General features: G+C 72.5%; 16 protein-coding genes. 4 read left to right on the forward strand and 12 right to left on the reverse strand.

All coding sequences use genetic code 11. The features are described 5' to 3' along the window. Positions 1-32: 32 nt before the first annotated feature. The 6 genes from ACWCHM_RS07805 to ACWCHM_RS07830 are packed head-to-tail and all read right to left on the reverse strand — an operon-like array spanning position 33 to position 6,061. Positions 33-1,613, reverse strand: coding sequence for a hypothetical protein (locus ACWCHM_RS07805; RefSeq protein WP_454221877.1), 1,581 nt, complete (start codon positions 1,611-1,613; stop codon positions 33-35). Further along, positions 1,613-1,936: a YciI family protein gene (locus ACWCHM_RS07810; protein ID WP_454221878.1), complete on the reverse strand. Its 324-nt coding sequence runs from the start codon at positions 1,934-1,936 to the stop codon at positions 1,613-1,615. Before ACWCHM_RS07810 ends, ACWCHM_RS07805 begins: the two co-directional genes overlap by 1 nt. Further along, positions 1,933-3,255 (reverse strand): helix-turn-helix domain-containing protein, encoded by a 1,323-nt coding sequence (locus tag ACWCHM_RS07815; RefSeq protein ID WP_204961489.1) that lies wholly within the window; start codon positions 3,253-3,255, stop codon positions 1,933-1,935. Before ACWCHM_RS07815 ends, ACWCHM_RS07810 begins: the two co-directional genes overlap by 4 nt. Before the next feature lie 43 nt (positions 3,256-3,298). Continuing rightward, positions 3,299-4,156: an SDR family NAD(P)-dependent oxidoreductase gene (locus tag ACWCHM_RS07820; RefSeq protein ID WP_281896298.1), complete on the reverse strand. Its 858-nt coding sequence runs from the start codon at positions 4,154-4,156 to the stop codon at positions 3,299-3,301. Further along, positions 4,153-5,133, reverse strand: a complete 981-nt coding sequence (locus ACWCHM_RS07825) for an alpha-ketoacid dehydrogenase subunit beta (protein WP_204961491.1) — start codon at positions 5,131-5,133, stop codon at positions 4,153-4,155. Before ACWCHM_RS07825 ends, ACWCHM_RS07820 begins: the two co-directional genes overlap by 4 nt. Continuing rightward, positions 5,126-6,061: a thiamine pyrophosphate-dependent dehydrogenase E1 component subunit alpha gene (locus ACWCHM_RS07830; protein ID WP_204961492.1), complete on the reverse strand. Its 936-nt coding sequence runs from the start codon at positions 6,059-6,061 to the stop codon at positions 5,126-5,128. The genes ACWCHM_RS07825 and ACWCHM_RS07830 overlap by 8 nt, the downstream gene beginning before the upstream one ends. Positions 6,062-6,191: 130 nt before the next feature. Here ACWCHM_RS07830 and ACWCHM_RS07835 point away from each other — a divergent pair, with 130 nt between their 5' ends. After that, positions 6,192-7,322 (forward strand): mandelate racemase/muconate lactonizing enzyme family protein, encoded by a 1,131-nt coding sequence (locus ACWCHM_RS07835; RefSeq protein WP_454221879.1) that lies wholly within the window; start codon positions 6,192-6,194, stop codon positions 7,320-7,322. Positions 7,323-7,387: 65 nt separating this feature from the next. Here the strand turns inward: ACWCHM_RS07835 and ACWCHM_RS07840 are convergent, their stop codons facing one another. From ACWCHM_RS07840 to ACWCHM_RS07865, 6 genes are all read right to left on the reverse strand, one after another. Beyond that, positions 7,388-7,708, reverse strand: a complete 321-nt coding sequence (locus ACWCHM_RS07840; RefSeq protein WP_454221880.1) for an L-rhamnose mutarotase — start codon at positions 7,706-7,708, stop codon at positions 7,388-7,390. Between the two features lie 26 nt (positions 7,709-7,734). After that, positions 7,735-8,568 carry a carbohydrate ABC transporter permease gene (locus tag ACWCHM_RS07845; protein ID WP_088644292.1) on the reverse strand — a complete coding sequence of 278 codons (834 nt, stop codon included), beginning with the start codon at positions 8,566-8,568 and terminating at the stop codon, positions 7,735-7,737. After that, positions 8,565-9,521 (reverse strand): carbohydrate ABC transporter permease, encoded by a 957-nt coding sequence (locus ACWCHM_RS07850; RefSeq protein WP_454221881.1) that lies wholly within the window; start codon positions 9,519-9,521, stop codon positions 8,565-8,567. Before ACWCHM_RS07850 ends, ACWCHM_RS07845 begins: the two co-directional genes overlap by 4 nt. Positions 9,522-9,583: 62 nt before the next feature. After that, complete coding sequence (locus ACWCHM_RS07855; protein WP_422755672.1) at positions 9,584-10,879, reverse strand: ABC transporter substrate-binding protein; 1,296 nt, start codon at positions 10,877-10,879, stop codon at positions 9,584-9,586. Between the two features lie 28 nt (positions 10,880-10,907). Continuing rightward, positions 10,908-11,894, reverse strand: coding sequence for a Gfo/Idh/MocA family protein (locus ACWCHM_RS07860; RefSeq protein WP_454221882.1), 987 nt, complete (start codon positions 11,892-11,894; stop codon positions 10,908-10,910). Beyond that, complete coding sequence (locus ACWCHM_RS07865; RefSeq protein ID WP_454221883.1) at positions 11,891-13,138, reverse strand: M20 metallopeptidase family protein; 1,248 nt, start codon at positions 13,136-13,138, stop codon at positions 11,891-11,893. The genes ACWCHM_RS07860 and ACWCHM_RS07865 overlap by 4 nt, the downstream gene beginning before the upstream one ends. Before the next feature lie 111 nt (positions 13,139-13,249). Between ACWCHM_RS07865 and ACWCHM_RS07870 the strand changes: the two genes are divergently transcribed. From ACWCHM_RS07870 to ACWCHM_RS07880, 3 genes are all read left to right on the forward strand, one after another. Further along, complete coding sequence (locus tag ACWCHM_RS07870) at positions 13,250-14,074, forward strand: amidohydrolase family protein (RefSeq protein WP_454221884.1); 825 nt, start codon at positions 13,250-13,252, stop codon at positions 14,072-14,074. A gap of 145 nt (positions 14,075-14,219) precedes the next feature. Continuing rightward, positions 14,220-15,593 (forward strand): glycoside hydrolase family 43 protein, encoded by a 1,374-nt coding sequence (locus ACWCHM_RS07875; protein ID WP_281896316.1) that lies wholly within the window; start codon positions 14,220-14,222, stop codon positions 15,591-15,593. A gap of 99 nt (positions 15,594-15,692) precedes the next feature. Further along, entirely contained in the window at positions 15,693-19,115 is a 3,423-nt protein-coding gene (locus ACWCHM_RS07880) for an NACHT domain-containing protein (protein WP_454221885.1), read from the forward strand.

Genomic DNA, 19,115 nt, shown 5'->3' on the forward strand with positions numbered 1-19,115 from the left:
GCGGGCCCACCCCCGGTGGGCCCGTGCCGGCGTCAGCCGGCGGCGTAGGCGTACCGCGAGGTGCGCTCGGCGAGCCAGAGCCACCGCCGCCGCACCTCGCCGCTGGTGGCCGCGACCATGCCCAGCGCGTCGGCGGACACGGCGGCCAGCGCCGTACCGCTCGCCGCCGGGTCGTCGAGCAGCGCCGCCCCGTCGCGGAACGCCTCCGCCTCGGCCGCACCGCCGAACCGGGGCGCGACCTCGTCGCTCCAGAAGTCCGCCCAGGCCAGCCCCGGGTTCCAGGAGAACCGGGCGTACGCCAGGTAGCTGATCTCGTTGGTCGGGTGGTAGGCGGACGGTTCGGCGAAGATGGTCAACCCGCGCATCCCGGCCGAACCGGACCGGGCTGCCATGTCGGCGTACATCTCGGGCACCCAGGAGTGGCGCTGCCGGTTCCACTGCGAACCGGCGTGGGTGCGCAGCACGTTCGTGGTGTGCGGGAGCCGCTCGACGTGCGCGGCGGTCAACCGGTCCCGCTGGTCGTACCAGAAGGCCCGGTTCACGCAGTACTGGTAGGCGACGTCGTCGGGCAGGTCGGCCAGGGGCTTCTGGGCGTCGAGGTCGAAGATGTTGTCCCAGTACACCTCGACGAGGTGGCGCAGCGGCACCCCGGCCGGGCCGGGCCGCCGGGCCGTCGCCAGCAGCGTCGGGTAGACCGACCGCATCGCCTCGTACGACCAGGAGGTGCGCTCGCCGCCGGTGCGGGCGGAGCACCGGGCACAGGCGCAACTGCCGTAGTCGCCGGTCTCGAAGTTGATCCCGCCCACCGGCAGGGTGTCGAGCAGCCAGTCGATGGCGTCGCGGTGCCAGGCCAGGTTGTCCGGCTGGGACGGGCAGGCCGCCATCATGTACTCGCTGGCCGGGAAGTGCAGGTCACCGAACTCGTCGATGTCGAAGCCGACCTTCTTCGGCAGTTCGGCGGCGAGGTCGGGGCGCTGCCGCAGCCAGGTGGCCAGGTTGTAGCGGTGCCGGCCGTCGAAGTAGATCCCGCCGTAGGCGTTGATCCCCACCCCGGCGATGATCCGCACGCCCCGGGCGTTGGCGTACTCGCACAGGTCACGGGCCGCGGTGACGCCGCCGTGGGCGTCGCGCAGCAGCCCGTACACGACGATGCCGCCGATGCGTTCCCGGGAGCAGAAGTCGACCAGGCGGCGGTAGTCCGCGCCGAACGCGTCGGCCGACTTCGCGTACGGGTTGAGCGCGCCGATCTCCTGCTGACCGAGCTGCCGGGTGTCCCAGTTGGTGGAGTGGTCCCAGGTCCACAGGGTGCGCAGCGGCAGTCCGGGGGCGCTCACCGTGCTGCCCACCGGCAGTCCGGCGGGGGTGGCGGCGGCGAGCAGGGCGCGGGCGGCGTACACCAGGCCGGCGAACGGGTCGCCGACGAGCCGGATCTCACCCTGTTCCGGCACGTCGACGCGGTGGCCGCCCTCGGGCAGCGCCGGGTCGGCGACGAGCCGGACCGGCACCGCGTCGACGCCGCCCTCGCCCCACGCCGCGCGGAGCAGGTCGGCGGCGAACGGGGCGTGTTCGGCCCCGAGCACCCGGACCCCGGAAAGCTTTCGGAACGACGACATCATGACCTCCCGATGGTCGGTGCGGTGGCGGCCAGGTAGTCGACCACGTCGATCGCGGTCCACACCCCGTGCCGCCAGTAGGGGTCCTGTTCGAGGTGGGCGCGGGCGGCGGGCGCGTCGGCGGACCGTAGCACCAGCACCGAGGCGCGCAGGTCGGCGCGGGCCCCCACGACGAGGGCGGTGCCGTCGGCGAGCAGGTCGCGCATGTGCGCCAGGTGCGCGGCCCGGTGCGGGTCCCGCCGGAGCGCGGCGTCGGCGGCGAAGGTGGCGGTGACCAGGTAGGTCGGTACGAAGCGCAGCTCCCCGGTGGCGGGGCGGCTCACCTGTCGGCTCCGATCGCGCCGAGCAGCCGCTGCATGGCGACCCGGTAGACGGTCTGCGGGCGGCCCGCGCCGGTGCTGACGTGCACCCCGACCTCCTCGGCGAAGCCGGCCGCGCGCAGCGCGTTGAGCAGCCGGCGGGCCGAGCGGGCCTCCACCCCGTACGCGTCGGCGAGGCCCCGGGCGGTGATCTGGTCGGGGTCCATCTGGTGCAGCGCCTCCAGCAGCCGTCGGGTGGACAGCGGTCCGATCCGCAGCTGCTCGGAGACGCGCAGCATGCCCGGGCCGGTCTCGCGCAGCCGGGGACGCACGGCGGTCTGCCGGCTGGAGTGGACCTCCCCGTCGGGGAAGACCACGTGGGTGTCGCCGCTGTGCCGGCCCAGCGCCAGGGCCTTGCGGGCGTTGTCCTCGGCGGCGGCGATGGTGGTGCCGGCGCCGAAGCCGACGGCGTGCTCGACGTCGATGCCGCGCAGGGTGAGCAGCGAGGCGTGCCCGTCGCGGTGCCGGGCCAGGGCGCTCTCCACGGTTCCCCGGGTGGTGGTGATGATCATCGTCCGGTCGTCGACGGTGGCGAGTCGGCCGCGCATCCGTTCGGCGTGCTCCAGCAGCGCCTCGCGGACCCGTAGCCGCTGCCGCTCGGCCTGGTACGGGTCCTGTGCCCGCTGGGTGGGGGCGCCCAGGTCGACCATCATCACCGCGATCTGGGTGGCCCGGGACTGGCGTACCTCGGCGGCGAGCCAGGCCCGGCGCAGCGCGTCACGGACCGACGCCCGGGTGTGCTCGACGCGCCACACCGGCACCCCGCTGTCGGCGAGGTCCCGGTGCACCGCGCCGAGGCAGGTCAGGCACGCCTCGACCGCGCCGGAGGCGTACCGTTCCCGGTGGTAGGCGGTGATCTCGTCGAGGCCGGAGAAGAGCAGCCCGGACGAGTCGGCGATGGGCAGGATCTCGGTGGGCGGCTCGACCTCGATGTCGTGGTACGTCTCCCGGACGGTCTCCGCCTCGATGGTGTCGACGCTGACCCGGGGCAGCCGCCCGCCGGTGGCCAGCAGCATCCGCGACAGCGTGCGGTAGAGGTCGATGCCGGCGTGCCGGACGTAGTCGATCTCGGCGCGCAGTTCCCCGGTGGCGGTGGCGAAGGTGTACGGGATGCGTCCGGTGAACAGCAGCACCTGGCACATCTCGTCGAGTTCGCGGGCCAGCTCGGGGGCCTGCTCCGGCCGGGTGTACGCGCGGGTGGTGATCGACTCCGCGCGGCCCTCCCCGGCCGCGACCTCCCGGACGAGCCGGATCGAGTCCTCCGGGCCGATGATGCCGATCACAATGCCTCCACGTGGTGTGCCGCTGCCCTGGTGGGTGGGGTGCTCAGCCGGTACAGACCGTGCCGGTGAGGCCGGCGCTCGCCGACGACGCCAGCAGGACCAGCGCCGAGGCGACGTCCTCGGGGCGGCCCAGCGTGGCCTCGACGGCGGCGATCCGTCCGCCGTCGGCGCCGTTGGCCCGTGCCTCGGACAGCGACCGCCGCATCAGTGGCGTGTCGATGTCGCCGGGGCAGAGCGTGTGCACCCGGATCCCCTGTGGACCGAGCTGGCGGGCCAGTGTGAGCGCCAGACCGTGCAACCCTCCCTTGCTCGCGCCGTAGGGTACCGAGCCGGAGCCGGTCTGCACGCCCGCCTTGGAGCCGACCAGCACGAGCACCCCGCCGTGGGGGAGCAGGTGCCGGGCGGCGTGCTTGGCGACCAGGAACGGACCGGTGAGGTTGACGGCGATGACCTGGGCCCAGAGCGCGACCGGCACGTCCCGGACGTCGAGGCCCTGCCCGCGCATCACCCCGGCGACGTGCAGCACGGCGTCGATCCCGCCGAGGTCGGCGGCGGCGGCGTCGAGCGCCTCGGCGACCTCGGTCTCGACGCTGACGTCCACCCGGTGCGCGCAGGCCCGGCCGCCGCCGTCGCGGACCTGCGCGGCGGCGGTGTCCGCGCCGGCCGCGTCGGCGTCGAGCACGGCGACGGCCGCGCCGGCCGCCGCGGCGGCGGCGACGGTGGCCCGGCCGATGCCGGACGCGCCGCCGACGACCACCACCCGCCGGCCGGCGAGCAGACCGGCGGGTGCGGTGCCGGGGGTGCCGACGCCGGCCGGCGGGGTGCCGTCGTGCGGGTCCGCGCCGGCCGGCCGGTGTGCGTCGGGTGCGCCCGCGGCAGCGGGCGGGACGGCGTCGTTCACGCCCGGACCGTCCGACGGACGGCGTCGGCGACGGTGGCCGCCTCGGGCACCACGACGGCCTGGAGGGCGGGCGCGGCGGGCATCGGCACGTCCGGTGCGGCGACCCGGGCGATCGGGGCGCGCAGGTCGGTGAAGCACTCGGTGGCGGCGCGGGCGGCGATCTCCGCGCCGAAGCCGCCGGTCAGGTTGGCCTCGTGGGCGACGACCAGCCGGCCGGTGCGGGCCACCGACGCGGCGACGGTGTCGAAGTCGAGCGGGTTGAGCCAGCGCAGGTCGACCACCTCGACGTCGATGCCCTCCTCGGCCAGGGCGCCGGCGGCGTCGAGGGCCGCCGAGACCATCCGGGACCAGGCCACGACGGTGACGTCGGTGCCGGGGCGGACCACCCGGGCCCCGCCGACGGGCTCGACCGGGGCGTCGGTGCGTACCGGGCCCCGGGTCGGGTAGAGCATCCGGGCCTCGGCGACCACCACCGGGTCGTCGCTGACCACGGCGGTGCGCAGCATCTGGTACGCGTCGTCGGGGGTGGCCGGCAGGGCGACCCGCAGGCCCGGGGTGTGCGCGAAGTACGCCTCCGGCGAGTGCGAGTGCTGGGCGCACGCCCCGGGGGAGTAGCCCTGCTGCATCCGGATCACCAGCGGGGCCTTCCATCGGCCGGCGCTGGAGTAGTGGATGGTGGCGATCTGGTTGACGATCTGGTCCATCGCGACGAACGAGAAGTCGGCGTACATGATCTCGGCGATGGGGCGCAGTCCGGTCATGGCCGCGCCGAGGGCCATGCCGAGGAAGCCGGTCTCGGAGATCGGGGTGTCGAAGATCCGTTCGGAGCCGAACCGCTTGTGCAGTCCCTTGGTCGCGCCGAAGGGGCCGCCGGGTAGCGCGACGTCCTCGCCGAAATAGATGGTGTCGGTCCGGCTGTCCAGGGCCCAGGTGAGGGCGGCGTTGACGGCCTGGATGTAGCGCAGCGACTCAGACATAGACGTGCTCCTCGGCGGTCGCCGGGTCCGGGTGGGGGACGGCGCGGGCGGCGGTGACGGCGGCTTCGATCTCGGCGGACACCTCGGCGTCGATGGCGTCGAGCCGGGCGGTCAGGTCGGCGTCGGCGGCCTGGCGGATGCGGGCCAGGGGTTCGCGTTGCCGGGCGGCGGCGATCTCGCCGGCCGGGCGGTAGTGCTGCACGTCGCCGCTGTAGTGGCCGACGAGGCGTTCGGTCATCGCCTCCACGATGGACGGGCCGGAGCCCTCCCGGGCCCGGTCGACGGCCTCGGTGACCGCCTCGGCGACGGCGTCGGGGTCGTTGCCGTCGACGACCCGGCCGGGCAGGCCGTAGCCGGCGGCCCGTTCGGCGAGCTGCTTCACCCGCACCATGTCGGAGATCCGGGACATCTCGGAGTAGACGTTGTTCTCCAGCACCAGCACCAGCGGCAGGTCGAGCACGGCGGCGAGGTTGAGCGCCTCGTGCACGTTGCCCTGGTTCATCGCGCCGTCGCCGATGCTGACCACGCTGACCGCCCCGCTGCCGGTGCGCTGGGCGGTGAGCGCCGCGCCGGTGGCGATCGGCACGCCCGCGCCGACGATGGAGTTCTCGCCGACGAACCAGCGTCCCGGGTCGGACAGGTACGGCGAGGCCGCCCGTCCGCCGCACAGGGCCGAGTCGCGTCCCATCATCTCGGCGAACAGGCCGGCGAGGTCGACGCCGCGGGCGATCGCCCAGCCGTGGCCGCGGTAGGTGGCGGTGACGTGGTCGCCGTCGCGCAGCGCCCGGCACGCGCCGACCGGGATGGCCTCCTGGCCGTTGCACAGGTGGATCGAGCCCGGGATCTCACCGGCGTCCTTGAGGGCGGTCAGCCGCTCCTCGAACCGGCGGATCCGGGCCATCAGCCGATAGTCGTCGAGCTGCCCCATCACACCCCCAGAGATAATTGAGCCCTATTCCGGCTCGTTGGTTGAGGAGCCTAGACCAGCAGTCCAGGGCTATGGAAGAGTGCACAAGCAAGTTTGTGGCCGTTATTGGTCTCTAATTGGGGGAGTCGGCATGGAGATCGTCGAGGTGGAGTCGGCGGTACGCGGAGACGCGCACTTCGTCCAGGTACGCACGTCCGACGGGCGGACCGGGGTGGGCCAGTCCGCGTGCTGGGGATACCCCGACGCGGTGCACGCCGTGGTGCAGACGTTCCGGCCGTACCTGCTCGGGGCCGACCCGGACCCGATCGAGCACCACTGGCACCACCTCTACCGGATGGGCCCGTTCCGCGGCTCGGTGCTCACCGCCGCCGTCTCCGCCGTCGACCTGGCGCTGTGGGACCTGCTGGGCAAGCGGCTCGGGGTGCCGGTGTGGCAGTTGCTCGGCGGCCGGGTCCGCGACCGCATCCGGCTGCACCTGCTGCTGCCCGGCACCGGCGCGCAGGCGCTGGCCGAACAGGCCGCCGCCGCGGTCGCCGACGGCTTCACCGCCGTGAAGTTCGACCCGCTGCCGGCCGCCTACGGCGACCTGTCGCAAGCCCGGCTGGTGGCCGAGACCGAGGCCACCACCGCCGCCGTCCGCGACACCGTCGGCCCGGACGTCGACCTGCTCATCGAGCTGCACCGCAAGCTCACCCCGTTGCAGGCGCAGGCGGTGGTGCCGGCGCTGGCCCGGCACCTGCCGCTGCTGGTCGAGGACCCGATCCAGATCGACAGCGTGAGCAGCCAGGCCGAGGTGGGCCGGCGGGCGTCGGGCGTGCCGATGGCCAACGGGGAACGGCTGCACACCATCTGGGAGTTCAAGGAGCTGCTGGCCCAGGCCGGTGCCCAGTACGTCCGGCCCGACGTCGGGCTGGCCGGTGGGCTCAGCCACGCCCGCAAGATCGCCGCGCTGGCCGAGGCGCACCACGCGGCAGTGGTCACCCACAACTGCCTGGGTCCGCTGCTCACCATGGCCTCGGTGCAGCTCGACACGGTCATCCCGAACTTCGTCACCCAGGAGTACTCGCCGCTGGACGACCAGCTCGCCGACGGCCCGGCGCGGGCCTGCGTCCGCCGTGAGGGCGGGTTCCTGCCGGTGCCGCAGGAACCCGGCCTGGGCGTGACCCTCGACCTGACCGACACCCGCCCGCTGGACCTGACCGGTCGGCCGCTGACCCGCATCCCGCTGCGCGCCGACGGTTCGGTGGCGTACGCGGTCTGACGGCGGGCACCGCGACGGCCCGGCCGGGATCTCCCCGCCGGGCCGTCGTGACGTGGTCGCGCCGCTCACGGCGGCGGCTGCCCCGGGTGGTGGAACACCGGGTACGCCCACAGCGGCTCGCCGTCGGCGTCGGCGATCTCGGCGAACAGCTCGGACAGCGACGCCGTCCAGCGGGCCTGCACCGGCGAGGCGGCGGTCACCGCGCGGGCGTGCGCGAACCCGTGACGGGTCCGCAGCACGCAGATCAGCAGCAGGTCGTGCCGGTAGATGTGGTAGTCGTAGACGCCCGCCTCGTCGAGCAGCGCGGACAGCTCCGGCCACAACCGGGCATGCCGCCGCTCGTACTCGGCCTGCGCGCCGGGGCGCAGCCGGTACAGGTGGCACACCTGCCCACCCGGCCCGGCCGTCGGCGTCACTTGCCGGAGCCGGCGAGCGCGCCGGAGACGAGTTGCCGCTGGAAGACCAGGTAGACGATCAGCACCGGCAGCAGCGCCACGATCAGGCCGGCGCTGACCAGCGGCACCGACACGTCGTACTGGCCGCTGAGCAGGGAGACTCCGACCATCAGCGTCTTGCTGTCCGAGCCGCCCATGATGACCAGCGGCAGCAGCAGGTCGTTCCACATCCAGACGAAGTTGAAGATGGCCAGCGCCGCGATGGCCGGGGTGGCGATCGGGGCGAGCAGCCGGAACAGGATGGTCAGGTGCCCCGCGCCGTCGACCCGGGCCGCCTCGATCAGCTCGTCGGGCACCTGCTGGAAGTAGCCGGCGAGCTGGTAGGTGCCCAGCGGCAGCCCGAACGCCGCGTACGCCAGGATCAGGCCCTGGTACTGGCCGGACATGCCCAGGTCGAGCACCGTCTGGTACAGCGGGTAGATGATCGCCTGGCTGGGGATGGTCAGCGTCACGATGATCAGCAGGAAGACCACCTTGCCGCCCCGGAACCGCAGCTTGGTCACCGCGTACGCGACCAGCAGGGCGGCGAGCACCGACAGCACCAACCCGCCGAGCGTGGTGACCAGCGAGTTGAGCAGCAGCCGGGGCATGTCCATCCGGCGGAACGCCTCCAGGTAGTTCTCGAAGGTGATCCCGGCCGGCAGGCCCAGCGGGTCGTCGGCGAAACCGGACTGCGTCTTCACCGAGCTGACCACGGTGAACAGCAGCGGGTAGATCGCCGCGACGGCGACGACGACCAGCGCGAAGGTCAACAGGTAGCGCCCGATCCGGGCGAAGTGTCGCGGGTTCATCGCGGCTTACGCGTCCCCTCGGTGAACATGTGCCGGACGCTGAAGATCGACAGCACGGCGACGAAGACGAACAGGGCGATGCCGATGGCCGAGCCGTAGCCGCGGTCCAGGAACTGGAAGGTGGTGAGGAAGACCAGGTACTCGGGGAGCATGGTGGCGTCGCCCGGCCCACCCTGGGTCAGCGCGTAGATCAGCGGGAACAGCCAGATCAGCACGCCCGAGGCGCACAGCACGCTCCAGTACGCCACGGTCGGGCGCAGCATCGGCACGACCACCGACCACAGCCGCCGGAAGAACCCGGCCCCGTCCAGGTAGGCCGCCTCCAGGGTCTCCTCGGGGATGGTGGCCAGGCCGGCGAGGTAGGTCATCACGCCGAGCCCGAAGAAGCTCCACAGGGCGACCGCCACCAGCGAGAACAGCGCGCTGTAGCGGCCGTTGAGCCACTCGATCGCCAGCGGTTGCAGGCCGACGAACCGCAGCAGGGCGTTCAGCGGTCCGTCGGGGGCGAGGATCTGCCGGAACATGATGCCGACCACGATCGGCGCGATGGTGTACGGCACGAAGTACACCGCCCGGAAGAACTTCCACCCGGGCGACCGTTGGTGGATCAGCAGCGCCAGGATCAACGGGAGGACGATCCACACCGGCAGGGTGGCCACCACCAGCAGCGCGTTGCGGAAGCTGGTGAGCACCATCGGGTCGTCGAACATCCGGGTGTAGTTGTCCGCCCCGGCGAACTCGCTGCTACCGAAGCCGCTTGACGACTCGAAGCTGGTGACCACCCCCCGGACCAGCGGCACCAGCTTGAACAGCACGGCCAGCACCACGGCGGGGAGCACCAGGGCGGCGCCCAGCCACCACTCCCGGGCGTGCCCGGGACGCCGTCGGCGGGTCGGCGCGGGTCGGCCGTCGGCGGCCACCGGGTCCGACACCGGCGCGGTGGAGATCGTCATCAGGGTTCCTCTCCCCGGGTCGGGCGGGCGGGGCGACACCACGTCGCCCCGCCCGCCGGTGGTCACTTGCCCTGCTTCTTCGTGGGACTGCGCTCCAGCGCCTGCTGCATCTGGTCGGCCCACTTGTCCACGGTGAGCTGGCCGAGGGTGACCTGCTGCCAGCCCCGGGCCAGGGCGTCGGCCTCCGGGCCGGAGAGCATCACGCCCGCGTGCAGGGTCGGCTGGGCGACCAGCTCCTGGATCTTGAGGAAGGCCGGCGACGACGGCAGCAGCGCCTTGTCGACGGTCCTGTTCAGCGGCTGGCCCTTGCCGTACTTCACCCAGAGCTCGCCGTTCTCCTTACCGGCGAGCCAGCTGATGAACTCCAGCCCGGCCTGCTTCTTCTCGCTCCACTGGGTGACCCCGTAGACCGCACCCTCGATGCCGGAGAACTTGCCGGCCAGCGGCGCGGCCGGGTCGATCGCCGGCCAGCGGGTGACGCCGAGCTTGTCGTCGCCCAACGCCTTGCCGAACGCCTCCCAGTTCACCGCGTCGGAGATGATGGTCCCGGCGAACGCGGCGTCACCGCGCTGGAAGATGTCCGCGCCGTCGGGCAGCATCGTGATCGACGGGGCGTTCTTGTTGGCCCAGCCCTTGGTGGTGATCTCGGCCAGCTTGCCGAGCACCGACACCAGCTTCGGGTCCTTCCAGGACAGCTTCCCGGCGAGCAGCGCCCGGATGTCGTCCTCGGTCAGGTAGTTGCGGGCGATCTCCGGGAAGTCCCAGTACGCGGGGAAGGTGCCGGACAGTCCCAGCGCCAGGCAGGTCTTGCCGGCCTTCTTCACCGCCTCGCAGGCGGCCCCGAACTCGTCCCAGGTGGCCGGCGGCTGCTCCGGGTTCAACCCGGCGGCGGTCAGGACGGCCTTGTTGTAGTACAGGACGTTGCCCTGGTAGGAGAACGGCACCCCGTAGCAGGTCTTGCTCGTGTCGAAGCCCTCGCAGGCCCCGCTGTAGGTGACCAGGTCCTTGGTGATCTCGGCGGCCTTGTCGCCCAGCGGCACGTACGCGCCACGCCTGTCGAACAGCTCCAGCCCGGCGTTGTTGGCCATCACGTCCGGCCCCGACTGCGAGGTGATGTACGGGCCCTGCACCTCGGGGTACTTGTCGAACGGGACGGACTGCATCTCCAGCCTGATGTCCGGGTGGCTGCCCTCGAAGCTGGTCTTGACCTGCTTCCAGTACTCGGCCCCACCCGGCTCCCAGGTCAGCACCTTGAGGGTGACCGGGCCGTCGGCGGCGTCGTCGCCACCGCATCCGGTCAGCAGGGCGGCGGCGGCCATGCCGGCGGCGAGGGCGCCGGCCAATCTCCGTCGAAACATCGGTTAGCTCCTGTCACAAGTGGGGGGCTCAGGGGAGTCGGCGGACCGCGCCGCCGCTGTCGGCGCTGCCGGCCACGGCCTCGGCGACCTGCACCACGTGCAGTCCGTCGGCGAGCGGGACGACCGCCGTCGGTGCGGTGCCGTCGATCCGGCTCAGGAAGTGCCGCAGCTCGGCGGCGAGCGCGCCGCCGCCGTCGACCGGGGACAACAGCCAGTCCGGCGCCTCGGTCGGCTCGCCCTGGACGAGCAGCGTGGGGTGGCCGAGGTCGACGTGGGCGACCCCGTCGGTGCCGTACACCTCGACCAGGTCCGAGGTGTGGTGGGGAGTGTTCTCGGGAAGCAGGTAGCTGTTGCGGATCGACGACACGACGTCGTTGGCGTGTCGCAGCTCCGCCCACACCAGGACCGGGGTGGCCGATCCGGGTCGGGTCCGGGCCGCCGCGCGGACCTCGACCACCGGCGCTCCGGCGTACCAGAGGGCCAGGTCGATGTCGTGGACGGCGGTGAGCAGCGCGGGGTGTTCGCGCGGGAAGAGCCGGCTCAGGGTGCGGGGCCGGTCGCGGCGGGACGACACGGCGAGCACGTCGCCCAGCCGGCCGGCGCGGATCGCGTCGTGCAGGGCCCGGTGCGGCGGGCTGTGCCGCAGAATGTGCCCCGGCTGGCAGAGCACGCCGGTGCGGCCGGCGGTGGCGACGATGGCGGCGGCGTCGGTGACGGTGGTGGCGAGCGGCTTCTCCACCAGCACCGGCACCCCGGCGTCGAGCAGCGCCACGGCCACCGTCCGGTGCGCCGGGCCGGGCACGCAGACCGAGGCGGCGTCCGGCGTCGCGTCGGCGAGCAGGGCGGCGACGTCGGCGTACGCCTGCGGCACCTGGTACTGGGCGGCCACCCGGGCGCGGGTCGTGGGGTCCGGCTCGACCAGGGCGGTCACCGGCACGCCGAGCGACCGGTACGCGGCCAGGTGCCGGACCCCGAACGCCCCGGCCCCGATCACGGCCACCGACGGGCGGCTCACGCCCGGACCGCCTCGACGGCGTCGGCCCGGTCACCCGGGCCGGGCCGGCCGGCCCCGGCGTCCCCGTGACCGTCGGGAGCGGCCAGCCGGCCGTCGAGCACCGCCCGGGTGAGCCGCTCCAGGGCGGTCACCCCGACGTGCAGGCAGCGTTCGTCGACGTCGAACGCGCCGGAGTGCAGCGGCGCGCCGCCCTGCTCGCCGGTGACGCCGAGCTTGACGTACAGGCTGGGGCCGAGCGCGGCGAGCAGCGCGAAGTCGTCGGTGGTCAGTGGGGGTTCGGTCAGGTCGGCGACCTCGACCACCCCGGGCAGCTCGGCGCGGGCGAGCGCCACCAGGGCCGCCGCGTTGCGGACCGGGGGCATCTCGTTGGCCCAGGTGAACCGCAGCCCGAGGTCGAGCGCCGCGGCCTGCTGCCTGGCGATCCGTTCGATGACCTCCTTGAGCCGGGCGCGGACGGCCTCGTCGTGGGTGCGCAGCGTGCCGGTGGCCTCGGCCCGTTCGGCGACCTGGCTCTGGCTGGCCCCGCCGGCGATCGTGCCGATGTTGAACGCCACCAGCTCATGCGGGTTGCGGGAGCGGGCCACCCCGGCGTGCAGCAGGTTGACGATGCCGGCGAGACCGAGGATCGCGTCGCGGCCCAGGGCCGGGGTGGCGGCGTGCGCGGCCCGGCCGGTCACCTCGAACCGGAACGCGTCCTTGGCCGCCATCGCGGTCACCCGGTCCACCCCGATCGTCCCCACCGGCAGGTCCGGCCAGCAGTGCAGGCCGAGGACGGCGTCGAAGCGCCGGTCGCGCAGGGCCTCGTCGGCGAGCACCGCGGCGGCGCCGGAGGTCGCGCCGAACGGGATCTCCTCGGCCGGCTGGAACAGCACGGTCACCGAACCCCGGGCGGGCGGGTCGGCGGCGAGCCGGGCGGCGACGCCGGCCATCACGGTCATGTGCACGTCGTGCCCGCAGGCGTGACAGACCCCCGGGTTGGTCGACGCCCATCCCACCTGCTTGGCGTCCTGCACCGGATAGGCGTCCATATCGGCCCGAAGTAACACCGACGGTCCTTCGGCATGTCCTTCGATCTCCGCGAGCAGGCCGGTGCCGGCGACGCCGGTGCGCACCCGGGCGATCGGCGCGAGCCGCCCGGCGAGCACGGTGGCGGTCTGCTGTTCAGTGAACCGCAGCTCGGGGTGCTGGTGAAGCTGCCGACGCAGCCGTACCAGATCGTCAACGTCCTCGTGCGCCTGCACCACGCGGTTCACTCCTCGCCTACGTCCGATAATCCGGACCTAATTGAGACAAGAACCTAAGCGAGGGGTCCTCCCGCGTCAATGGGCAGCTCAGAATCGGTTAGGGTCCGCCCCATGGAACGCGCCGACGCCCACCTGCACCTGTTCGCCGACGGTTATCCCGGCCGGTACGGAAGGTCACCGGCCGGGGGTGACGAACTCGCCGTCTACCGGACGTTGCGCCACGAACACGGCATCTCCCGGGCCCTCGTGGTCGGCTACGAGGGCGGCCCGGAGTTCACCGGCAACAACCGGCACCTCGCCCGGCTCGCCGCCGTGCACGCCTGGATCGCCCCGCTGGCGTACGTTCCGGTCACCGGCGTCGACCCGGCCGGACTGGACCGCCTCCGGTCGGCGGGGTTCGCCGGCCTCGCCGCGTACCTGCCGGACCCGGCCGCCGCCGACGCCTTCGCCGGGTGGCTGACGCAGGTCGCCGGGGCGCTCACCGACGCGGCAACGGTCCTCAGCTTCAACGCCCCACCCGAGGCCGCCGGACGCCTCGGCCGGGCGCTGGCCGCCCTCGACGGCTGCCCGGTGCTGTTCAGCCACCTCGGCCTGCCCGGCCGGCAGTCGGCCGTCCCGGACCTCCCGGCCGCCGCCGACCGGCTCGCCCCGCTGACCGACCTGGCCCGGCTGCCCCACGTCGGGGTCAAGGTCTCCGGCCTGTACGCCGTCAGCGACCCCGCCGAGGGCTACCCGCACCCCGCCGCCCGACCCTTCGTCGCGACGCTGCTGCACCACTTCGGCACGCGCCGGCTCTACTGGGGTTCCGACTTCGCCCCCAGCCTCGACCACGTGTCGTTCGCCCAGACCCTGCACCCGGTCGGCCTCGACGGGCTCTCCGCCGCCGAGACGGCCGACGTGTTCGGCGGCAACCTGTTGCGCGCCCTGGACGGCTGAGCGGGAGTCGACCGGCCCGGGGCGCGATGCGTCCGACCTGCGGGGCAGGGGGGACCGGGCCCACCGAGACACTTGACGTCATCGATGTCAGCGATACCGTACGGGGACCACCGCCACCCCGCCTCCACCACCCCGAGGTGACCCGTTGAAGCGTCGTACCCTGCTGTCCGCCACCGGTGCCGCCCTCGCCGGCGCGACCCTGCTGCGCCCCACCGCCGCGTCTGCCGCCCCCGGCGACGGCTATGTCATGGCCTACTTCACCGAGTCGCCGAACATGACCGCCGCCAACTACGGCCTGCACCTCGCCGTCAGCACCGACGGCCTGAACTGGACCCCGCTGAACCAGAACCGCCCCGTCGCCACCCCGACGCTGGGCAGCCGGGGCCTGCGCGACCCGTTCGTCCTGCGCAGGCAGAACGGCGGCTTCGTGGTGCTCGCCACCGACCTCAACGGCACCGACTGGAACTACCAGAGCCAGTACCTGCACGTCTGGGACTCGGTCGACCTGCGCACCTTCACCGGCTACCGGCTGCTCAAGGTGCACTCCCTGGCCACCCACGCCTGGGCGCCCGAGGCGTACTGGGACCCCGGGCGCGGGCAGTACGCGGTGGTCTACTCCGCCGTCACCGGCGGCCGTAACGTGCTGATGGTCAACTACACCGCCGACTTCGTGACCGCGTCCGCCCCGCAGACATTCTTCGACCCCGGCTACGACGCCATCGACGGCAGCTTCGTCAGCGTCAACGGGGTCAACTACATGTACTTCAAGAACAACACCAACAGCACCCTGCTCGGCACCCGTTCCACCACCCTCGACCCGGGCAGCTTCAGCGTCCACACCGCCGCCATCGGCCCCGGCCGGGGCGTCGAGGCCCCGCAGATCGTCAAGTCCCACACCGCGAACACCTGGTACCTGTGGGGCGACACGTGGAGCCCGAACGGGCGGTTCTTCTGCTGGCAGACCGGCAACGTGGCGGGTGGCACGTGGAGCCTGCTCAACGACCGGGCGTACACCCAGCCGTTGAACTCCAAGCATCCCGGGATCACCCCGGTCACCGCGGCCGAGCTCACCGCGCTCACCGCCGCCTGGGGGCTGCCCACCTGGAACCGGATCAAGTCGTACAACTTCCCGGACCGCTACCTGCGGCACGCCGACAACGTCGGACGCATCGACACGTACCCGTTCGAGCCGTACCAGGACCAACTGTGGACCCTGGTGCCCGGCCTGGCCGACCCGGCCGGGGTGTCGTTCCGCTCGGTGAACTACCCCGACCGCTACCTGCGCCACTACGACTACACAATCCGGCTGGCGGCCAACGACGGCACCAGCGCGTTCCGGGGCGACGCCACGTTCTACCGCACGGCCGGCCTCGCCGACTCCTCGTGGACGTCGTTCCGCTCGTACAACTTCCCCGACCGGTACCTGCGCCACTACGCCTACCTGCTGCGCATCGACCCGCTCACCGGCAGCTCACCGGCCACCGACCGGCAGGACGCCACCTTCCGGATCGGCTACTGACCACCCCGGGTGCTGCCAGCGGGTGAATGTCCGACAGCGCCCGGTCACCGGGGTTGCGTATCCTCAGTGGATCCGACCTCCCGCAGCGGAAGGGGCGGCATGCCGCGCCGTTCGAGCCTCAGCTATCGGGATGCGTTACGGCTCCTGGCTCCCGGCAACGCCCGTATCACCGACGCCGGCAAGATCGTCAACGTGGGGATCCTGGGAGCCGGAGCGCTCACCAACGGTGCGGCGTTGGCCCTGCTCGGTCCGACGAACACGCTTCTGCAACTCGTCCGCGACGCGACAGGCAACCAGGCCGGCCGGATCAGGTCCTCCGGGGGGAAGTCCTACTACGAGCTGCTGGAGGCCAGCCACACGGTCCTGGCCCTGGCGGCCTTCTTCGACGGCTTCCGGGACGAGGTGGGGCCGGGCTTCGACCGGCTGGAACTGACCGATGCCGAGAAGACGGCCATGGCGTCGGCCGGTCGTCGTCAGCGCACCCTGCCGCAGGAGATCGACGCAGGACACTTCCCGCTGCCGTCGTCGGTGTACGGCATGGGCGATACCCGCCGCGACATGAAGGTGGCGTACGTCCTCCTGCACGATGCCACCATCGCCTTCTGCGAGGGTCTCGCCGCGTGGAGCGAGGTGCGGCGCGGGCTGGACCTCACGTCGCTGCGGTCCCGGGTCGTCGAGCGCAGCATGCAGTACTACGAGGCCCGGTTCGACCGCCTCGCCGCCGACCTTCCGGAGTTCGGATTCCGGATGCTCCGGCAGGAGATCGAACACAACCGTAACGACAACCGGCAGCTGTCCCTGGACGTGACGCACCGGTTGGACGCGTTGGCCGAGCTGTCGACGAACCTGTCGGGGCTGGTCGGATCGGCACCGGCCGACCGGCCCGACATGCTCCGCGAATCCCTCGACCGGCTCACCGCGTCACTGACCGCGGTGTTCCGCCAACCGTTGCTGAGAATCAAGGACATCGTCTTCGACCTGCGCCTGCCGACTGTGGAACACGGCTTCATCAGCCCCGACTTCCGGATCGCCACCCAGGACAAGGACGCCGCGCCGGAGCGGGACCTGTGGTGGGCGGAGCAGCCGCGAAGCGGTGACCTCGTCGGCTTCCTCTCCGACTACCTGACCGATCCGGCGAGCCTGCACCGCCCCCTGCTGGTGCTGGGCCAGCCGGGGGCGGGAAAGACGCTGTTGACCCGGGTCATCGCGGCGCGGCTGCCGGCGACCCGGTTCACCGCGATCACCGTGCCACTGCGTCGGCTGTCGGGTGCCACGTCGCCGACGGAACAGATCGAGTCCGCGATCGAACAGGTGATGGACGAGCGTATCCGGTGGGCGGACCTGCGCCGGGCCACGAGCAACACGACCATCGTGGTGGTGTTCGACGGGTTCGACGAACTCGTCCAGGTCAGCGGCACGGCCCACGCCCAGTACATCGAACGGGTCGCCGAGTTCCAGGAGGCCCAGTGGGACCTGGGCTGTTCGGTCATCCCGATCATCACGTCCCGGATGCTGGTGATGGACCGGGTCAGCGTCCCCCAGGGCACCGTGCTGGTCCGCCTCGAAGACCTGACCGACGCACAGGTGCACACGTGGGTGGCCGCCGTCAACACCGCCAACGAGAAACAGCCGGGCTACCGCCAGCTGGCGGCCCAGGATCTGCTGTCGCACGGTGAACTCGCCCACCAACCGCTGCTGCTCACCCTGCTGGCCATCCATTACAACGAACACCGCGTCGACCGTCGCCCCGAAGCCGGGATCTCGCGGTCCGACCTCTTCACCGGTCTGCTCACGGCCTTCATCCGGCGGCAGGTCGCCGAGAAGTCACCTGACACCCTCGACCAGCACGAGCGGGACGCCCGCGAACACCGCCTGCGCCACGACCTGGCGGTCACCGCGTTCGCCATGTTCAACCGCAACCGCGAAGTGGTGAACCGGGCCACGCTCCGGGCCGACCTGGACTGCTTCGGCGGTGGCGTCGGTGACGGCTCCCGCTTCGAACTCGGTGACGTGCTCGGGCCGGAACAACTCGTCACCGCCGCCTTCTTCGTCGTGTACGGTCCGGACGACCTCCAGGGCGAGGACACCCGGCGGACGTACGAGTTCCTGCACGCGACCATCGGTGACTTCCTGATCGCCGAGTACGTGGTGGGATCACTGCGCGAACTCGCCGACCTGCACCGGCGCACCCGCACCCCCACCAGCTTCGGCCACCAGCTCGACACCGGCCAGTTCCGTGCCCTGCTGTCCCACCAACCCCTGGTCAAGCGGGAGGCGGTGGTCGCCTTCGTCGAGGAACTCAGTTCCCGGCACCCGGAGGAGCGCAGCGGCATGACCGCGGCCATCGTCGGACTGCTGGCCGGGGCCCGGCAACGGGGCAACCTCGCGGGGGTGGACGGCTACCGGCCCGCTCCCTTCGACCCGGTACGTCTGCTCGCCGCCTACACCGCGAACCTGGTGACGCTGGCCGTGCTGGTGTCGGCCGACGGCGTGCCGTACACCGACCTGATGGACGACGACACCTGGGTGTCCACCGTCCGGCTGTGGCGGGCAGGTCTGGCCGAGAAGGACCAGGTGACCATGCTCAGCTGGTTCGGGCGGGACGTCGACGGCCGGGTCGGACGACGGCGGGTCCGCCGGGCCGGCATGTCGGTGGCCGCCGAGGAGGCCCGGCTGCTCGGTGACGTCACCACCTACGGTCAGCTCCAGGCCGGAGCGCGGGCCTGGCGTGACCGACAGCCGGACAGCTTCGAGGCGGCCCGCTTCCACGCCGAACTGGTGGCGCTGGCCACCAGGCGGTGGCCGGTGCCGTCCCTGCGTCACCTCATCCTCTACGACGAGCTGAGCTACCGGCGGCTGTGGGAACGGGCCGTGGACCGTCCCGACGCGGTGTCCAGCACGAGCGCCACGCTGCTGCTGGAGTGCCTGGCGGAGGACGCCGCCCAACTGCCCCGGGAGGTGGTCTGCGGGCTGACCCGGGTGGCGCTGACCCGGGTGCCCAGCTCCGTGACCGCACTACCCGAGCTGATCATCGCCTGTCCCTACCTGATCGACGAGTTTCCCGCCCTGCTCGATCTCATCGGCGTTCCCGAGGACCATGCCGTGCTGCACGCGCTGATCCTTCGGCGCGGGCTCGACCGGCTCCCGGAGCGTCACGTCCCCCGGGTGCGGACCGTGCTTGCCGACATCGAGGCGCGGCTGGCCGAGCTTCCCCTGGAGGACGGCGTGGTCTCGGCCGAGATGGCCGAGCAGTTCGCCGCCGCGCAGGTCGACAACCGCACCGCGCTGTGGCTGCTGATGGCGTTGGGCGAGTACGCCGATCTCGCCTGGCACAAGATTCCGCCCACCACGATGGCCGAACTGCTCGCACACCGGCTGCCTGACGAGTTCCTCGACGAGGGGAGACTGCGTCGTCTGCTTCTCGACTATCTGCGGGCGCACGGCCGGACACCGGCGGAGCCCACCCTGCCCGCCGCCCGTGCGGCGCTGCGCCTGCTCGGGCAGACTCCGCCTGCGACCTAG

It is taken from the genome of Micromonospora sp. SCSIO 07396 (assembly GCF_053667945.1).

Coding starts and splice junctions, on each gene's coding strand:
- ACWCHM_RS07805 (WP_454221877.1), bottom strand. CDS start 1,613: ATGTCGTCGTTCCGAAAGCTTTCCGGGGTCCGGGTGCTCGGGGCCGAA.
- ACWCHM_RS07830 (WP_204961492.1), bottom strand. CDS start 6,061: ATGGGGCAGCTCGACGACTATCGGCTGATGGCCCGGATCCGCCGGTTC.
- ACWCHM_RS07850 (WP_454221881.1), bottom strand. CDS start 9,521: ATGACGATCTCCACCGCGCCGGTGTCGGACCCGGTGGCCGCCGACGGC.
- ACWCHM_RS07870 (WP_454221884.1), top strand. CDS start 13,250: ATGGAACGCGCCGACGCCCACCTGCACCTGTTCGCCGACGGTTATCCC.
- ACWCHM_RS07880 (WP_454221885.1), top strand. CDS start 15,693: ATGCCGCGCCGTTCGAGCCTCAGCTATCGGGATGCGTTACGGCTCCTG.
- ACWCHM_RS07825 (WP_204961491.1), bottom strand. CDS start 5,133: ATGTCTGAGTCGCTGCGCTACATCCAGGCCGTCAACGCCGCCCTCACC.
- ACWCHM_RS07835 (WP_454221879.1), top strand. CDS start 6,192: ATGGAGATCGTCGAGGTGGAGTCGGCGGTACGCGGAGACGCGCACTTC.
- ACWCHM_RS07855 (WP_422755672.1), bottom strand. CDS start 10,879: ATGTTTCGACGGAGATTGGCCGGCGCCCTCGCCGCCGGCATGGCCGCC.
- ACWCHM_RS07845 (WP_088644292.1), bottom strand. CDS start 8,568: ATGAACCCGCGACACTTCGCCCGGATCGGGCGCTACCTGTTGACCTTC.